This window comes from Cupriavidus necator N-1, assembly GCF_000219215.1.
Lineage (GTDB): Bacteria > Pseudomonadota > Gammaproteobacteria > Burkholderiales > Burkholderiaceae > Cupriavidus > Cupriavidus necator.
In genome coordinates this window covers 556,273-571,530 of sequence record NC_015726.1, presented here as the reverse complement: position 1 = coordinate 571,530, position 15,258 = coordinate 556,273, and the positions used below count along the sequence as shown (strand labels likewise).

Below are 15,258 nucleotides of genomic sequence, written 5' to 3'. Positions count from 1 at the left end.
TGGCGCGGCACCGGCATTTTCTGGCGCCAGCGCCGGCCCGGCTGTCTGCGCGGCCGCTCTCCAGGGGGTCTCCCCGGGCAGCCCCAGCGGAACGTGCGGGTACTGTATAAAAAAACAGTATGCTTGGCAAGCCCCATCGCGCCTCATTCCGCCGGCGCCGGCTATGCCGGCCAGGGTGGAGACAACCATGCGCATTCTGATCGCCGAAGATGACGACGTGCTGGCCGACGGCCTGACGCGCTCGCTACGCCACTCGGGCTATGCCGTCGACCACGTCACCAATGGCCTGGAAGCCGATTCCGCGCTGTCGACCCAGACCTTCGACCTGCTGATCCTGGACCTGGGCCTGCCGCGCATGTCCGGGCTGGAAGTGCTCAAGCGCCTGCGCGCGCGCGGCGCCATGCTGCCGGTGCTGATCCTGACCGCCGCCGACAGCGTCGACGAGCGCGTCAAGGGCCTGGACCTTGGGGCCGACGACTATATGGCCAAGCCCTTTGCCCTGTCCGAACTGGAAGCGCGCGTACGCGCGCTGGTGCGGCGCGGCGCCGGCGGCGGCGCCACGCTGATGCGGCACGGGCCGCTGGCCTACGACCAGGTCGGGCGCATCGCCTATATCAACGACCAGATGCTGGACCTGTCCGCGCGCGAGATCGGGTTGCTGGAGATCCTGCTGACACGCAGCGGCCGCCTGGTATCGAAAGAGCAGTTGGTGGACCACCTGTGCGAGTGGGGCGAGGAAGTCAGCAACAACGCCATCGAGGTCTACGTGCACCGACTGCGCAAGAAGATCGAAGTCGGCGGCATCCGCATCGCCACTGTACGCGGGCTTGGCTACTGCCTGGAGAAATTCCAGCCGGCGGTGGCCACGCACCACTGATCCCCACCCGACGCAACCGCAGGCCAAGCGACCGACCTGAGCGCAAACCGCCGAGATGAGCCTGCTGCGACTGCCCTGGCGGCGCGCGCCCCGCGCCGCGCCACCCCCTCCTTCCACCGCCCCGGCCCCGGACGCCGCCGACCAGGACCTGGCCGACGCACTGCCGCACCTGGAGGAAAGCACCGCGCATCCGTCGCCGCGCTCATTGTTCGGCGAGATCCTCGACTGGATGCTGGCGCCGCTGCTGCTGCTCTGGCCGATGAGCATCGCGGTGACCTACCTGGTGGCCAAGTCGATCGCCAACGGGCCCTTCGACCGCGCGCTGGAAGCCAGCGCCATCGTGCTGTCGCAGCAGGTGCGCGAGGTCAACGGGCGCATCACGCTGCAGCTGCCGCTGTCGGCGCGCGAGATCCTGCGCGCCGACGAGACCGACAACATCTATTACCAGGTGGTCGGCAAGCGCGGCGAGTATATCGCCGGCGACCACGACCTGCCGCTGCCGTCCGAGGAAGACCAGGGCCATGCGGGCCTGGTGTCCCTGCGCGATGACCACGTGGCCGGCAACGACGTGCGCGTGGCCTACACCTATATTGACCTGAAGCAGGTCAGCGGCACCCAGCCGGTGCTGGTGCAGGTGGCCGAGACCCTGGACAAGCGCGCGCGCCTGGCCAACGAAATCATCAAGGGCGTGATCCTGCCGCAGTTCGTGATCCTGCCGCTGGCGGTGGTGCTGGTGTGGTTCGGGCTGTCGCGCGGGCTGGCGCCGCTGACCGCGATCCAGCAGCGCATCCGCGCGCGCAACCCCGGCGATACCAGCCCGATCGACGAACGCGCCGCACCGCAGGAAATCACGCCGCTGGTGGGTTCGTTCAACGACCTGCTGGCGCGCCTGGACCAGTCGGTGCAGACCCAGAAGCGCTTTATCGCCGATGCCGCGCACCAGATGAAGACACCACTGGCGGGCCTGCGCATGCAGGCCGAGCTGGCGCAGCGCGAGCAGTCGCCGGAAGAGCTGCGGCGCTCGCTGGCGCAGATCGCCGGCAGCTCTGAGCGCACCGCGCACCTGGTCACGCAGCTGCTGTCGCTTGCGCGCATGGAAAACCTGGCGGGCACCGGCGGCATGGCGGCGCTGGACCTGGCGGCGCTCGCGCGCGAGGTGGTCAAGGACTGGCTGCCGCAGGCCTGGGCGCGCGACATCGACCTGGGACTGGATGCGGACGACCATCCGGTGATGGTGCAGGGCAACCGCCTGATGCTGACCGAGATGCTGAACAACCTGCTCGACAACGCCATCCGCTACACGCCGCGCGGCGGGCATGCCACGGTGCGCGTCAGCGCCGATGCCTTCGAGCCGTTCGCCTACCTGGATGTGGAAGACACCGGCCCGGGCATTGCGCCGGCCGAGCGCGAGCGCGTGATGGAGCGCTTCTACCGCGTGCTCGGCACCAATACCGAAGGCAGCGGCCTGGGCCTGGCGATCGTGCGCGAGATCGTGCAGCAGCACGGCGGCGACGTCCAGATTTCCGACCATGTGTACCAGCAATCGCCACGGCTGGCCGGCGCGCATTTCCGCGTGACGCTGCGCCGGCCCGACTACCTCCCGCCCGCATGAACGACAGCCCCGCCCCCGATAGTGCCGAAGCCCGCCAGCGCCAGGCCTGGCGGCGCAACCTGCGCTGGATCTGCGGACTGCTCGCGATCTGGTTCATCGTCACCTTCGTGGTGGCATGGTTTGCGCGCGACCTGCGCTTCGACTTCTTCGGCTGGCCGTTCTCGTTCTGGGTCGGCGCGCAAGGCGCGCTGGTGGTGTACGTGCTGATGGCCGCGCTCTACGCCTGGCGCATGAACCGCGCCGACGGCGAAACCGACACCGACAGCCTGGCCGCGCCCGCCCCGGCGCCTTCGCAGGGCGCGTCGCGCGGCACGGGCGCCGATGCTGCATAGCCGCACCCCTGCAACGCGCGCCATTGCGCCACACAAGCACATCGCCCCCCCGCAGCGCAGCATCCAGCCGCCCGCCGGCGGCTAGCGTATACCCCGACATTCTTTGACGATTCCGTGCCCGGTTCTGTCAGAACGCAGTAAGTTTCGCCACCCACAATCCTCTGCAACTCAGGCATAGCGGCCAGCCGCGCGGTCTTTTCCGCGCCACGCCCACCCGAGATCCATTCCAGACGGAGGAGACGATATGGCAAACGTGCAAAACGTTGCGGTGCCCGGAGGGGGCGCGCAGAACGCACCGATGACAGCCGAAGAGCGCAAGGTGATCTTTGCCTCATCGCTTGGCACGGTGTTCGAGTGGTACGATTTTTATCTCTACGGCTCGCTGGCGGCGATCATTGCCAAGCAGTTCTTCGCCGGACTGGATCCCACCTCGGCCTTCATCTTCGCGCTGCTCGCATTCGCCGCCGGCTTTATCGTGCGGCCGTTCGGCGCGCTGGTGTTCGGCCGCCTGGGGGACATGATCGGGCGCAAGTACACCTTCCTGGTGACGATCCTGATCATGGGCCTGTCGACCTTCATCGTCGGCCTGCTGCCGGGCTATGCCACCATCGGCTGGGCTGCGCCGATCATCCTGATCGCACTGCGCATGCTGCAGGGCCTGGCGCTCGGCGGCGAGTACGGCGGTGCCGCCACCTACGTGGCCGAGCACGCACCGCACGGCAAGCGCGGCGCCTATACCTCGTGGATCCAGACCACGGCCACGCTGGGCCTGTTCCTGTCGCTGATCGTGATCCTGCTGTGCCGCGAAATGACCGGGCCCAACTTCGAGACCTGGGGCTGGCGCATCCCGTTCCTGGTGTCGATCCTGCTGCTGGGCGTGTCGGTGTATATCCGCCTGTCGATGAGCGAATCCCCGGCGTTCCAGCGCATGAAGGCAGAGGGCAAGACCTCCAAGGCCCCGCTGACCGAATCCTTCGGCCAGTGGCGCAACCTGAAGATCGTGATCCTGGCGCTGGTCGGCCTGACCGCCGGGCAGGCCGTGGTGTGGTACACCGGCCAGTTCTACACGCTATTCTTCCTCACCCAGGTGCTGAAGGTCGACGCCAAGACCGCCAACCTGCTGATCGCCGGCGCGCTGGTGCTGGGCACCCCCTTCTTCGTGTTCTTCGGTTCGCTGTCCGACAAGATCGGCCGCAAGTGGATCATCATGGCCGGTTGCGCGCTGGCAGTGCTGACCTACTTCCCCATCTTCAAGGGCCTGACCCACTACGCCAACCCCTCGCTCGAGCGCGCCCAGCAAAGCGCACAGATCGTCGTCACCGCCGATCCGAAGCAGTGCTCCTTCCAGGGCAGCCCGATCGCCCGCGAGATCGACTTCCGCAGCTCGTGCGACATCGTCAAGCGCACCCTGGCCCAGGCATCGGCCAGCTATGAAGTCGTCGACGCGCCCGCCGGCACCACCGCCACGGTAAAGATCGGCGACACGGAGATCCCCTCCTTCAACGCCAGCCTGGTCCCCGCCGGCCATAGCTTCGACGACGCCAGCAAGAAGCAGATTGCCAGCTTCAAGAAGCAAGTGGCGGACTCCATGGCCGCCGCCGGCTACCCCACCAAGGCGGACCCGGCACAGATGAACACGATCATGGTGCTGGTGCTGCTGACCATCCTGGTGATCTACGTCACCATGGTCTACGGCCCGATCGCCGCCATGCTGGTGGAACTGTTCCCGACCCGCATCCGCTACACCTCGATGTCGCTGCCCTACCATATCGGCAACGGCTGGTTCGGCGGCCTGCTGCCCACCATCTCGTTTGCGCTGGTGGCCCAGAACGGCAACATCTACTACGGGCTCTGGTATCCGATCATCATCGCAGCCATCACCTTCGTGATCGGCGCGCTGTTCATCCGCGAGACCAAGGACGTGAACATCTACGCCAACGACTGAGCGGTCGCCCGGCACTAACGGAAACGGCAGGCCATCCGGCCTGCCGTTTTTTTATGCATGGGCCCTTCATGCAAAATCTTCGCAGCAAGGTGTTGACAGCCTCGAAAGCCCAGGTATAATCTCAGTCTTCGTTGGCGAATTAGCTCAGTCGGTTAGAGCGACGGAATCATAATCCGCAGGTCCGGGGTTCGAGTCCCTGATTCGCCACCATCTATTTTAAAAGCCGCGATCCCGCATGGGTTCGCGGCTTTTTTCTTTGGGTCGTTACCAGGGCGCAAGCGAGCCGCCCATCATGGGCGGCCACAGACAACGCTTACCAGTAACGCACGCGCCCGGTATCGATGTGCACGAACTGGTCAGACTCATAGAAGCCGACACCCCCGCCCTGCAATGACTTGGCCGCGTCGCGCACGTCCGCCAGCGGCACGCCGGCCAGGCGGATGTCGATGGCCTTGCCGTCCATGTGCAGGCTGTGCCTGGCCACGCCGCCGCCGCGCGTGTTGCGCAGGCGCGAGTTGGTGGCGGGGCTGCGGTAGCCGGAAATGACCTGGAACGGCTGGTCGGTGCCAAGCTCGCGGCGGACCTGGAACAGCAGGTCGAACAGCTGCGGGTCGATCATGCCGACCTTGCCGGAGTAGTGGTCGCGCAGGAAGCCGTTGAGCGTCGTCAGCGCTTCGGGCAAGAAGCGGTCGCCAACAGCATAGACCAACGACACGCGTTCGCCGGTGTGGGTGTGGTCGAAGGCCAGCGTGCGGGCGTCCGGCAGGCCTGCCAGGGCCTGGTTTGCAGGCAGGCTGGCCAGCGCCTGGCGCGGCGTCAGCGGCATCAGGCCGGCGGCAAGGGCCAGGCCTCCGGTGGTATGAAGAAAGCGGCGGCGTGCCTTGCGCGTCGCGTCAGTCATGGTACTTCCTCTGAATGTGCCAGTGGCGCCTCAGTGGGTGGTGCCGGAGGCGCTCGCAATAGCTGGTTGCTGGGGCCGTCCGTTGCGTTGCCGCAGTGCCTTGTCCAGCAATTTGTCGTGACCGTAGATGTCAGGCAAGAAGGATACACGACCATCGGCGCGCGCAATGACCGTGCCGTAGGCCAGCACCACCGGCAAGGGCTGCTGCAGGCGCACCGTATTGGACTTGCCACGCGTCATCGCTTCGCGGATCCGGGTCTCGTTCCAGTCCGGCATATCCTGCAACACGAACTGGGCCAATGCTACTGGGGCTTCCACGCGGATGCAGCCATGGCTGAAGTCGCGCCGGTCGCGCTTGAACAGCTGCGGCGAGGGCGTGTGATGCAGGTAGATGTTCTCGTTGTTGGGAAACACGAACTTGATATCGCCCAGCGCGTTCAGCGGGCCCGGCCGCTGGCGGATGCGCATGCGGCCGTTCAGCACGGCGTCGAGATTCTCGTCGGACAGCGTGGTCACGGCCTTGCCGTCGCCGCTGACGAACTCCAGGCCCTGCCGGTTGAAGTAAGCCGGATCGCTGCGCAGGTGCGGCACGGTCTCGCGGCGCGCGATCGAGGGCGGGATGTTCCAGTACGGGCTGAACTCGATGTAGCGCATATCCTCCTCGAACAGCGGCGTGCGCGTATCCAGTGCCTTGCCGACGATCACCTTCATCTCGAGCTTGATGTCGAGCTTGCCGTCGCGGATCTCATAGGCGCGCAGCATGAACTCCGGCACATTGACCACGATCATGCGCGGACCGTCCAGCGGCGTCCAGCGCAGCCGCTCCATGGTCAGTTCGATTTGCCGCACACGGCTGGCGATGGGCAGGTTGAGTTGTGCCAGCGTGCCCGCGCCGATCACGCCGTCGGCCTCCAGGCCGTGGCGCGACTGGAACGCCTTGACGCCGCCGACCAGGGCGCCTTCGTAGCGGGCCGGCGCCTGGGCGCCGGCGGGCAAGTCGCCCAGCGCAACCAGGCGTGCATTCAGCGCCGCGGCACCGGCCCAGGGCTGGCCCGGCGTCAGCTTGCTCCCCGGCAACGGTGGCAGCGGCTGCCCCCAGGCCGGCTGCTTCGCGATCTCGCGGTACCGCGCCAGGGCCTCCCGCAGCGTGCCATAGAGCGGGAAGGTGGGCGCTGCCTGGCGGATGGCGTCGGGCAGCCGCTGCTGCGTGACGGCATCGCGCAGCCAGGTGGCGGCATCGAAGGGCCGTTCCGCCTGCGGGGCAAAGTTGGCATGGACCGCGCGCGGGTTGACGCGTCCGCCGTGCAGGTCTGCCAGCATCCGCTCCATCGCGGCGCTCAGCGCGGCATCCACGCGTGCGGCCGCGTCCGGCGGCAGGGCTGGCCCGCTGGCGGCCTGGACCACCGCCTGGCGCAAGGCGTCGGCATCGTAGTCGCGTGGATCGAGGCCGTCGGCCGCGGCCGCGGCCAGCGCATCGACGGCCTGGCGCGCAGCCGGCACCGGACGGCCCTGCGCAAACCACATCGGCTCATTGGCGAAGGCAGGCATGGCCAGGCACGCGGCGGCACAGGCAAGCACGACAGCGCCTAGGCGGCGCGCGGCGGCATTCAGGGTCGGAGGCATCGGGCGGAAAGCTCGGATTCGTCACACACGCCCACAGTCTACCCGCGATGGCGGCATGGTGCGGCAAGCCGCCCCAGGGTGCGCGTCACCACACCAGCTGATGCCGGCGCGCGTAGTCCGCCATTTCGACCAGGGAGCCGACATTGAGCTTGGCCATGATGTTGGCCTTGTGGGTGCTGACCGTCTTGCTGCTGATTACCAGTTGCTCCGCGATCGACTTGTTGGAATGGCCGCGCGCCAGATACTGCAGGACGGTGATTTCGCGGTTGCTCAGCCGCGCGAAGCCCGATTCCCGCTGCGCGCCGATCTGGCGCACGGTCTCCAGCGTATGCATGGGAAATACCAGGTAGCCGCACAGCGCGCCGCGCACCGCGTGCATCACCTCGGCCAGCCCACGCTGCTTGACCACAAAGCCACGGGCGCCCGCGCGCAGCGCCCGCACCAACGCCAGCGTGGCGTCGGTGTCGGACAGTACCAGCAAGGGCACGGCGGGCAGCGTCGCCGAGACGCGCCGGACAAAGTCGATGCCGGGATTGCCGAAGCGGTCGACATCGACCAGCACCAGCCCCGGCCGGTGCTCGCGGACCAGCCGGAACGCTTCCTGCATGCCGTCCATTTCCAGTACTTCACCGGCGCCCAGCTCAGCGCCGAGTTCAGCGGACAGCGTGGTGTGGAACTGGGAAGGTTCGTCGACGATCAGCGTGAGATGCAATTTGAGGCTCCTTAATGACTGGCATGGCTTGGCCTGCTGCCAAAGTTAAGGAGCCGGAGAGGTCCTGACGCGCCGAATCCTCTCCGCGCAGATGCAGCAGAATCTGCATCAGAGTCAGTCTTTTCTGCGTCGCGCTGTTTTCGTATCGATGCCGCGGTCAGCGTTACCCGTTGGCAGCGTCGAGGACTTCAGTCAGCTTGCGGCTGGCATCCAGCGCCGCGGGGAACCCGCAGTAGACCGCGCTGTGCACCATCAGCTCGCGCAGTTCATGCGGCGTCACGCCGTTGGCGAGCGCGCCGCGCAGGTGCCCGGCCAGCTCCTGCGGCCGGTTCAGCGCAATCAGCATCGACACCGTGGCCAGGCTGCGCTGCTTGCGGTCCAGGCCGTCGCGGGTCCAGACCGTGCCCCAGGCGAACTCCGTCACCAGTTGCTGCAGGCTGGTGTCGCCCTGCTGCGCGGCGGCGTCCAGCGCGCGCCGGACGTGCTCGGGGCCGAGCACTTCGGTGCGCACCTCAAGACCGGCCTCGAAGGCCGGCGTGGAGGTATAGGCGGGGGCTTGGCTGGGTTCGGCCATGGCTTGGGTCTCCGGTTTGGGTCGATGCCGCATGGTAGCCGAACCGATCAGACAGATTCGAGAGGCCGCGGCATCTGTGCCGCGGCCCCAGGTCATTCCGTGCCGGCGGGCAGGAAGCGCGGCGCCGGCGCCGAACGCGGCACCTCGCGCTCGCCCTGCTGGTACAGCCGATATGTGCCGCGTGCCTGGTTGTGCGGATGGCGCGCGGCCTCGTCCAGGGTCAGCACGCGCGCAAAGCACACGTCGGTGCCGCCCAGCACCGACTCCCAGTGGGTGCTGGGCTTGCCTGCGATGCATGCGGCAATGCGCGCCTTCACCGCGGGCCACTGGGCGCGGTCATACTGCGCGGCGGGGTCGATGTCGGTCAGTTCGAGCCGCTCGAGCAGCTCGCGGTAGAACTGCGGCTCAAGCGCGCCCAGCGTGATGGCGCGACCGTCGGCACAAGGGAAGACGTCATAGAACGGCGAATCGTGGAAGGGGCTGGGTTGCGGGCCGCCCAGCGTGCCGGCTGCACGCGACACCTGCACCAGCGAGCCCAGCATGGCGACGATATCGGTGATGGCGGCATCCACCACGCAGCCCTCGCCGCTGGCGCGCGCGCTCAGGATGGCGCTGGTGATGCCGAATGCCAGGCCAAGCGCGCCGGTGGCATCGCCCACCACGGTCGGCGGCACCATCGGCAGTGAGCCTTCGCGCGCGGCCATCGACAAGAGGCCGGTCAGCGCGATGTAGTTAAGGTCGTGGCCGGCGCTCTGCGACAGCGGGCCGGTCTGGCCCCAGCCGGTCATGCGGCCGTAGACCAGGCGCGGATTGCGTGCATGGCACACCTTCGGGCCCAGGCCGAGGCGCTCCATCGCGCCCGGGCGCAACCCTTCGATCAGCGCGTCGGCGCCGGCCACCAGGTCCAGCGCGACGGCCACGTCTTGCGGCGACTTCAGGTTCAGTTGCACCACGCGCTTGCCGTGCTCCAGCTCCATCTCAGGCGGCACGGGCTGGCCGCGCAGGATGCGGCGGGCATCCGGCGCGACCGGGCGGGTCACCAGCGTGACCTCGGCGCCAAGGCCGGCCAGCATCGCGCCGCACAACGGGCCGGGGCCGATGCCTTCGAATTCCACTACCTTGATACCGCGCAGGGGCAGCAGGTTGCCACGCTCACTCATGATCGTCGTCTCCGGAATCGCCGCCCGCCCGCGCCATGGCCGGGGGCAGCTGCATTGAATTAGTCTGGGATGGGCCGTGCCTGCGGCAGCGCGGGCGTGCCAATGCCTGCCACGGGGCTCGGGAGCATGCTACGCGCCACCGCGTTGACGAGGCAATGGCCAAATGCTTCAGCCGGATTGACGGAATCCGTCGGCCGGCCGGCTATCGCACGGTCGGATCGGATAAATCCGATCCGACTTGATCTAAATCGGGTCCCGGCAGGACACTAGGTGCCATGATGGTTCCAGTGGCGGTGCCGCCTCATGGCGCACCGTCTGCCGACAGCCCCCACCCAGGAGATTCCCAACATGACCAATATCGTGCTCGCCACCGACGGCTCGGCCTTCAGCGACGCCGCGGCTCGTTTTATCGCCGAAGGCAAGCTGCTGCAGAGCGGCTTCACCGTGCATGTCGTGCATGTGGCGCCGGAAGTGAGCGGCCAGGTGCGCGCCTTTGTCAGCAAGGAAACCATCGACGACTGGCACAAGGAGGCCAGCGACAAGGCCATGGCGGCGGTCTGCGACATCCTGTCCGCAGCCAAGGTGCCATTCGAGCGGCACCCGCTGCACGGCTTCGCGCCGGAGCGCATCGTCGCCTGTGCGCGCTCGGTCGACGCCGCGGCCATCGTGATGGGCACGCATGGCCGGGGTTCGTTCTTCGATGCGGTGATCGGTTCAGTCGCGGGCCGCGTACTGGCGCAGGCCGAGTGCCCGGTGCTGCTGGTCAAGGCGCCGGAAAAGAAGAGCTGACCAAAGCAGCGGAATACCGGCGCCCTGGCGGCGCCGTCCGGTAGACCTCAGGCGCCCCACAGGGGCGCTTCGTCCATCAGCGCCACCTGTTCGCGCAGTTCCAGGATGCGGTCCTGCCAGTAGCGCGCGGTGCCGAACCACGGGAACGCGGCCGGAAAGGCCGGGTCGGCCCAGCGGCTGGCCAGCCAGGCGCTGTAGTGCAGCAGCCGCAGCGTGCGCAGCGCTTCCACCAGCCACAGTTCGCGCGGCTGGAATTCGGAGAAGTCTTCATAGCCGGCAACGATGTCGGCCAGCTGGTCCTGCATGGCCGCGCGATCGCCCTCCAGCAGCATCCAGATGTCCTGGATCGCCGGCGCCATGCGGCTGTCGTCGAAATCCACGAAGTGCGGGCCCGGCGCGCCATGGGTGCCGCCGCGCGCGTCGTCCTCGTCAATCCACAGCACATTGCCGCGATGGCAGTCGCCATGGGTGCGCAGCAGGCGCACCTCGCCGGCGCGCTCATAGCAGCGGCGCACGCCGTCCAGCGCCAGGTCCGTCACCGATTGCCACGCGGGCAGCAGGTCGGCCGGAATGCAGCCGCTGGCGAGCAGCCAGTCGCGCGGGGCAACGCCGAAGGTTTCCAGATCCAGTGCCGGGCGGGCCTGGTAGGGCTGCGTCGCCCCCAGCGCGTGGATGCGGCCGATAAAGCGGCCGAGCCAGGTCAGCGTGTCGGAACGGTCCAGCGCGGGCTCGCGGCCGCCGCAGCGGGGGAATACCGCGAAGCGGAAGCCGGCGTGATGCAGCAGCGTGCCAGACTCGCCCGGTGCCAGCACCATGGCCGGCACGGCCGGGATCTCGGCATCGGCCAGCTGCTGCACAAAGGCGTGTTCTTCCAGGATGGCCGCGTCGGTCCAGCGGCCCGGACGGTAGAACTTGGCGATGACGGGCGGGGCATCCTCGATGCCCAGCTGCCAGACGCGGTTCTCATAGCTGTTGAGCGCCAGCAGGCGCCCGTCGGGGCGCAGGCCGGCGCCTTCCAGCGCGTCCAGCATCAGCTCCGGCGTCAGGCCGGCGTAGGGAACGCCGGGGTCGGCCGGGGCGTCGGACGCGTGCATGGTGTCAGCCCTGATCCGCTCAGCGCGCCGGCTTGCGGTTGCCGCCGAGCAGCGCGGCCTGCGGCGCCGGACGGCGATTGCGCGCCGGTGCCGGTGCCGGTGCCGCGTCGTGCGGCTGGCGTGCGGGTTGCGCCGCAGTCCGCTGCTGGCGCGCCGGCTCCTGGCCGTCGCGGCGCGGTGCGGGATTGCGCGCGCCGCCGGCGGGCTGGCCGCCACGGTTGCCGTTGGCCGCGCCGTTGCCGCGCTGGCCGCCTTCGGCAGCGCGCGTGCGCGGCTGGCCGCCCTGGGCTTGCCGCGGCGCAGCCTGCGCTTCGCGCGCCGGGCGCTGGCGCTGGGCGCCCTCGCCTTCGTTGCCGGCCGGACGCGCCTGGGCGCGTCCGCGGCCCTGGCCTTGTCCTTGCCCCTGGCCACCACCGCCACGCTGTTGGCGGCCCTTCTGGATCGGCTCGGGCGCAATGCTCGGGTCGACCTCGAAGCCCGGCAGCACGGTCTGTTCGAGCTTGCGCTTGATCAGGCGTTCGATATCGCGCAGCAGCGCAATCTCGTCCACGCAGACCAGCGAGATCGCTTCGCCCTCGGCGCCGGCGCGGCCGGTACGGCCGATGCGGTGCACATAGTCCTCGGGCACGTTGGGCAGGTCGAAGTTGACCACGTGCGGCAGCTGGTCGATGTCGATGCCGCGCGCGGCGATATCGGTTGCCACCAGCAGCCGCAGCGTGCCCGACTTGAATTCCGACAGCGCGCGCGTGCGCGCCGACTGGCTCTTGTTGCCATGGATCGCCAGTGCCGACAGGCCGTCCTTGGTCAGTTGCTCGGCCAGGCGGTTGGCGCCGTGCTTGGTTCGCGTAAATACCAGCACCTGGTGCCAGTCATGCTGGCGCACCAGGTGGGCCAGCAGCTCACGCTTGCGCTCGCGGTCCACCGGGTAGACGCGCTGGTCCACGGTCTCGGCCGTGGTATTGCGCCGCGCCACCTCGATCGAGGCCGGGTTGTTCAGCAGGCGGTCGGCCAGCGCGCGGATATCGTCCGAGAACGTCGCCGAGAACAGCAGGTTCTGGCGCTTGGCCGGCAGCACGTTGAGGATCTTGCGGATATCGTGGATGAAGCCCATGTCGAGCATGCGGTCGGCTTCATCGAGCACCAGCAGTTCCACCTGCGACAGGTCGATGGTGCGCTGGGACACGTGGTCCAGCAGGCGGCCGGGCGTGGCCACGACGATCTCGACGCCGCGCTTGAGCTGCTCGATCTGCGGGTTGATGCCGACGCCGCCGAACATCACCATGGAACGCAGGCGCAGGTACTTGCCGTAGTTGCGCACGCTCTCTTCGACCTGGGCGGCCAGTTCGCGCGTGGGCGTCAGCACCAGTGCGCGCACCGGCAGGCGGGCCGGACGCTGCGCGCCATTGGCGCCGCGCGCCGCGGAGTCGGACAACATCTGCAGCATCGGCAGCGTAAAGCCGGCGGTCTTGCCGGTGCCGGTCTGCGCGCCGGCGAGCAGGTCACCGCCCTTGAGAATGGCGGGGATTGCCTGGGCCTGGATGGGAGTCGGCGTGGTGTAGCCCTGTTCGGCCACGGCACGCACAATCTTGTCGGACAAGCCGAGTTCAGAAAAAGACATGTATTGCTGCTTGGGCCATCGCTGCGCACGCGGTGCGCCAAACGCCGGATGGCTCCTGGTAATCGGATCGGAATCGGAACGCGAACGCCGGGAAGCCGGCATGGCAGGGCACCGGCCCGCCCGCGAAGGAAAGAGCGGTAGTGTACCAGTCCGTGACAAGCGGGTTCTGCACCGGGCGCGGCCCCGCATGCGCGCCGGCGCACATCGGGTCTGCGCGGGTGGCGCTGCGCTATCATGACAGCCTCTGCCCGCCCCCTCTCCGGCTCCGCACCCGCGCCACATGTGCCCCGGAAAGCCGCCATGCGCTTGCGTTTCCTCGAAGACCAGGAAGTCACCCTGTTCGCGGCCATCCCGGTCGGGATCGTCGCGGCCATTGCCACCACACTGTTCAAGGAAGCGCTGGAGGGCGCCGGCGTCGTGCTGTTTTCCAGCCATGCCGACGTGGTGGCCGTATTCGCCACGCTGGCGCTGGCGTGGCGCGTGGTGGTGCCGGCCGCGGGCGGCGCGCTGGCGGGCGGCCTGCTGGTGCTGGCCAATCGCCTGGCCGGCAGCCACAGCGGCGCCACCGACTACATGGAAGCGGTGGCCAACGGCAGCGGCCGCCTGCCGGTGCGGATCACCTTGCTGCGCGCGCTCTCATCGTTTTTCTCGATCGTCAGCGGCAGCTCGGTCGGCAAGGAAGGCGCAATGATCCAGCTGGCGGCGCTGTGCGGCTCGCTGTTCCCGTCGACCCGGCTGGAACGCGGCGGCGGCTCGAACATGCGCCGCATGCTGACCGCCTGCGGGGCCGCGGCCGGCCTTGCCACCGTCTATCACACCCCCTTCTCCGCCGCCGTCTTCGTTGCCGAAGTGGTGTTCGGGGCGCTCGCGGTGCAGCGCCTGATGCCGCTCTTCCTGGCTTCGGTGGCCGGCGCCATGGTCAGCCAGTGGCACGGCGGCCTGCAGCCGCTCTACCCGGGCCTGGATATCGCCCCCGACCTGCGCCCGCACATCCTGCTGGCCGCGGCGGCGCTGGGCGTGGCCGCCGGCATCGCGGGCGCACTGTTCATGCGCGCGGCCGGCTTTGCGCGCAGCCGCTTTGCCGCCGTGCCGGGCGGGCCAGTGGCACGGCTCACGCTGGGCGGCGCGCTGGTCGGCGTGCTGGCGATGGCGGTGCCCGAGGTGGTTGGCAACGGCTATTCGACCATCCAGACCATCCTGCAGGAACAGCCGCTGAGCGTGCCGGTGGCCGGCGTGCTGCTGGCCAAGCTGGTGGCAACGGTGATCAGCATGGGCTCGGGGGCGGTCGGCGGCGTGTTCACGCCGTCGCTGTTCGTGGGGGCGGCGCTCGGGCAGTTGCTGGCCATCGGCATGCAGGGCACGGCGGCCGGTGCGGCGCCGCTGCTGCCGCTGGTGGGCATGAGTGCGTTCCTGGCGGCCACCAGTCAGGCGCCGCTGATGTCGGTGCTGATGGTGTTCGAGATGACGCTGGCACCCGCGCTGCTGCTGCCGTCGATGATCGGCGCGGTGGCGGCGTACTACACGGCGTCACGCTGCCAGACGCTGTCGCTGTACAGCGTGATCGCCGAGCGCGCGCAGGCCTCGGCCGCGGCCGAACATGCCCGCACGCTGACGCTGGCGGGCCTGTGCGACCCGACCGATACCGTGCTCGACCCGAACGCTACCCTGGCGGTGGCAGCCGACAAGTTTGCCGAGACCGGCACACGCTACCTCTATCTGGTCGAAGCAGATGGCCGCCTGCTGGGCGCGCTGTCGATCCACGCGCTGCAGCGCGCCCAGCGCGAGGGCGCCGCGGACGACGTGCTGGCGCTGGCCGAGCGCGACTTCCCCGCACTGACCCCGGATTCGCGCCTGCGCGATGCCCTGGCGGTGTTTGCCGAGCACGGCATCAACCGCATCCCGCTGGTGCGCGACAGCGCCGGCCGCGAACTGATGGGCACGGTGTCCAAGCAGCGTGTGCTGCAAGAAGCATCCTGCCTGTTCTGAGCCCGGCCGCATCGCCGACCCTGCCAGGCCGCCAG

The 15,258-nt window shown here is 68.6% G+C and carries 13 protein-coding genes and 1 tRNA gene; 7 read left to right on the top strand and 7 right to left on the bottom strand.

All coding sequences use genetic code 11. The annotated features are described in order from the left end of the window. Positions 1 to 187 precede the first annotated feature (187 nt). The 5 genes from CNE_RS02785 (at position 188) to CNE_RS02765 (ending at position 4,976) form a co-directional block, all read left to right on the top strand. Positions 188 to 877, top strand: a complete 690-nt coding sequence (locus CNE_RS02785) for a response regulator (RefSeq protein WP_013955621.1) — start codon at positions 188 to 190, stop codon at positions 875 to 877. Between the two features lie 55 nt (positions 878 to 932). After that, entirely contained in the window at positions 933 to 2,489 is a 1,557-nt protein-coding gene (locus CNE_RS02780) for a sensor histidine kinase (protein ID WP_013955620.1), read from the top strand. After that, positions 2,486 to 2,821 (top strand): DUF4212 domain-containing protein, encoded by a 336-nt coding sequence (locus tag CNE_RS02775; RefSeq protein WP_013955619.1) that lies wholly within the window; start codon positions 2,486 to 2,488, stop codon positions 2,819 to 2,821. The genes CNE_RS02780 and CNE_RS02775 overlap by 4 nt, the downstream gene beginning before the upstream one ends. Before the next feature lie 244 nt (positions 2,822 to 3,065). Then, a complete protein-coding gene (locus tag CNE_RS02770; protein WP_013955618.1) occupies positions 3,066 to 4,766 on the top strand; it encodes an MFS transporter in 1,701 nt (566 codons plus the stop codon). A gap of 133 nt (positions 4,767 to 4,899) precedes the next feature. Continuing rightward, a tRNA-Met gene (locus CNE_RS02765) sits at positions 4,900 to 4,976 on the top strand. Positions 4,977 to 5,079: 103 nt separating this feature from the next. Here the strand turns inward: CNE_RS02765 and CNE_RS02760 are convergent. The 5 genes from CNE_RS02760 to CNE_RS02740 form a co-directional block, all read right to left on the bottom strand. Beyond that, entirely contained in the window at positions 5,080 to 5,667 is a 588-nt protein-coding gene (locus CNE_RS02760) for a YcbK family protein (RefSeq protein ID WP_013955617.1), read from the bottom strand. A gap of 30 nt (positions 5,668 to 5,697) precedes the next feature. Beyond that, on the bottom strand, positions 5,698 to 7,290 hold the full coding sequence (locus CNE_RS02755; RefSeq protein ID WP_013955616.1) for a L,D-transpeptidase family protein: 1,593 nt from the start codon (positions 7,288 to 7,290) through the stop codon (positions 5,698 to 5,700). Positions 7,291 to 7,375: 85 nt separating this feature from the next. Next, on the bottom strand, positions 7,376 to 8,002 hold the full coding sequence (locus tag CNE_RS02750) for a LuxR C-terminal-related transcriptional regulator (protein WP_013955615.1): 627 nt from the start codon (positions 8,000 to 8,002) through the stop codon (positions 7,376 to 7,378). Positions 8,003 to 8,165: 163 nt separating this feature from the next. Continuing rightward, positions 8,166 to 8,576 carry a carboxymuconolactone decarboxylase family protein gene (locus CNE_RS02745; protein ID WP_013955614.1) on the bottom strand — a complete coding sequence of 137 codons (411 nt, stop codon included), beginning with the start codon at positions 8,574 to 8,576 and terminating at the stop codon, positions 8,166 to 8,168. A 92-nt stretch (positions 8,577 to 8,668) separates the two neighbouring features. Beyond that, positions 8,669 to 9,736, bottom strand: coding sequence for a CaiB/BaiF CoA transferase family protein (locus CNE_RS02740; RefSeq protein WP_013955613.1), 1,068 nt, complete (start codon positions 9,734 to 9,736; stop codon positions 8,669 to 8,671). 348 nt (positions 9,737 to 10,084) lie between these two features. Here CNE_RS02740 and CNE_RS02735 point away from each other — a divergent pair, with 348 nt between their 5' ends. After that, the gene (locus CNE_RS02735) at positions 10,085 to 10,525 is read left to right on the top strand and encodes a universal stress protein (RefSeq protein WP_041227749.1); all 441 of its coding nucleotides are present in this window, start codon (positions 10,085 to 10,087) and stop codon (positions 10,523 to 10,525) included. A 47-nt stretch (positions 10,526 to 10,572) separates the two neighbouring features. Here the strand turns inward: CNE_RS02735 and CNE_RS02730 are convergent, their stop codons facing one another. Together CNE_RS02730 and CNE_RS02725 are read right to left on the bottom strand one after the other, a co-directional pair. Then, positions 10,573 to 11,619: a serine/threonine protein kinase gene (locus tag CNE_RS02730; RefSeq protein ID WP_013955611.1), complete on the bottom strand. Its 1,047-nt coding sequence runs from the start codon at positions 11,617 to 11,619 to the stop codon at positions 10,573 to 10,575. Between the two features lie 19 nt (positions 11,620 to 11,638). Then, the gene (locus CNE_RS02725; protein ID WP_013955610.1) at positions 11,639 to 13,237 is read right to left on the bottom strand and encodes a DEAD/DEAH box helicase; all 1,599 of its coding nucleotides are present in this window, start codon (positions 13,235 to 13,237) and stop codon (positions 11,639 to 11,641) included. 300 nt (positions 13,238 to 13,537) lie between these two features. Here CNE_RS02725 and CNE_RS02720 point away from each other — a divergent pair, with 300 nt between their 5' ends. After that, positions 13,538 to 15,223, top strand: a complete 1,686-nt coding sequence (locus CNE_RS02720) for a ClcB-like voltage-gated chloride channel protein (RefSeq protein ID WP_013955609.1) — start codon at positions 13,538 to 13,540, stop codon at positions 15,221 to 15,223. The last annotated feature ends 35 nt before the right edge of the window (positions 15,224 to 15,258 follow it).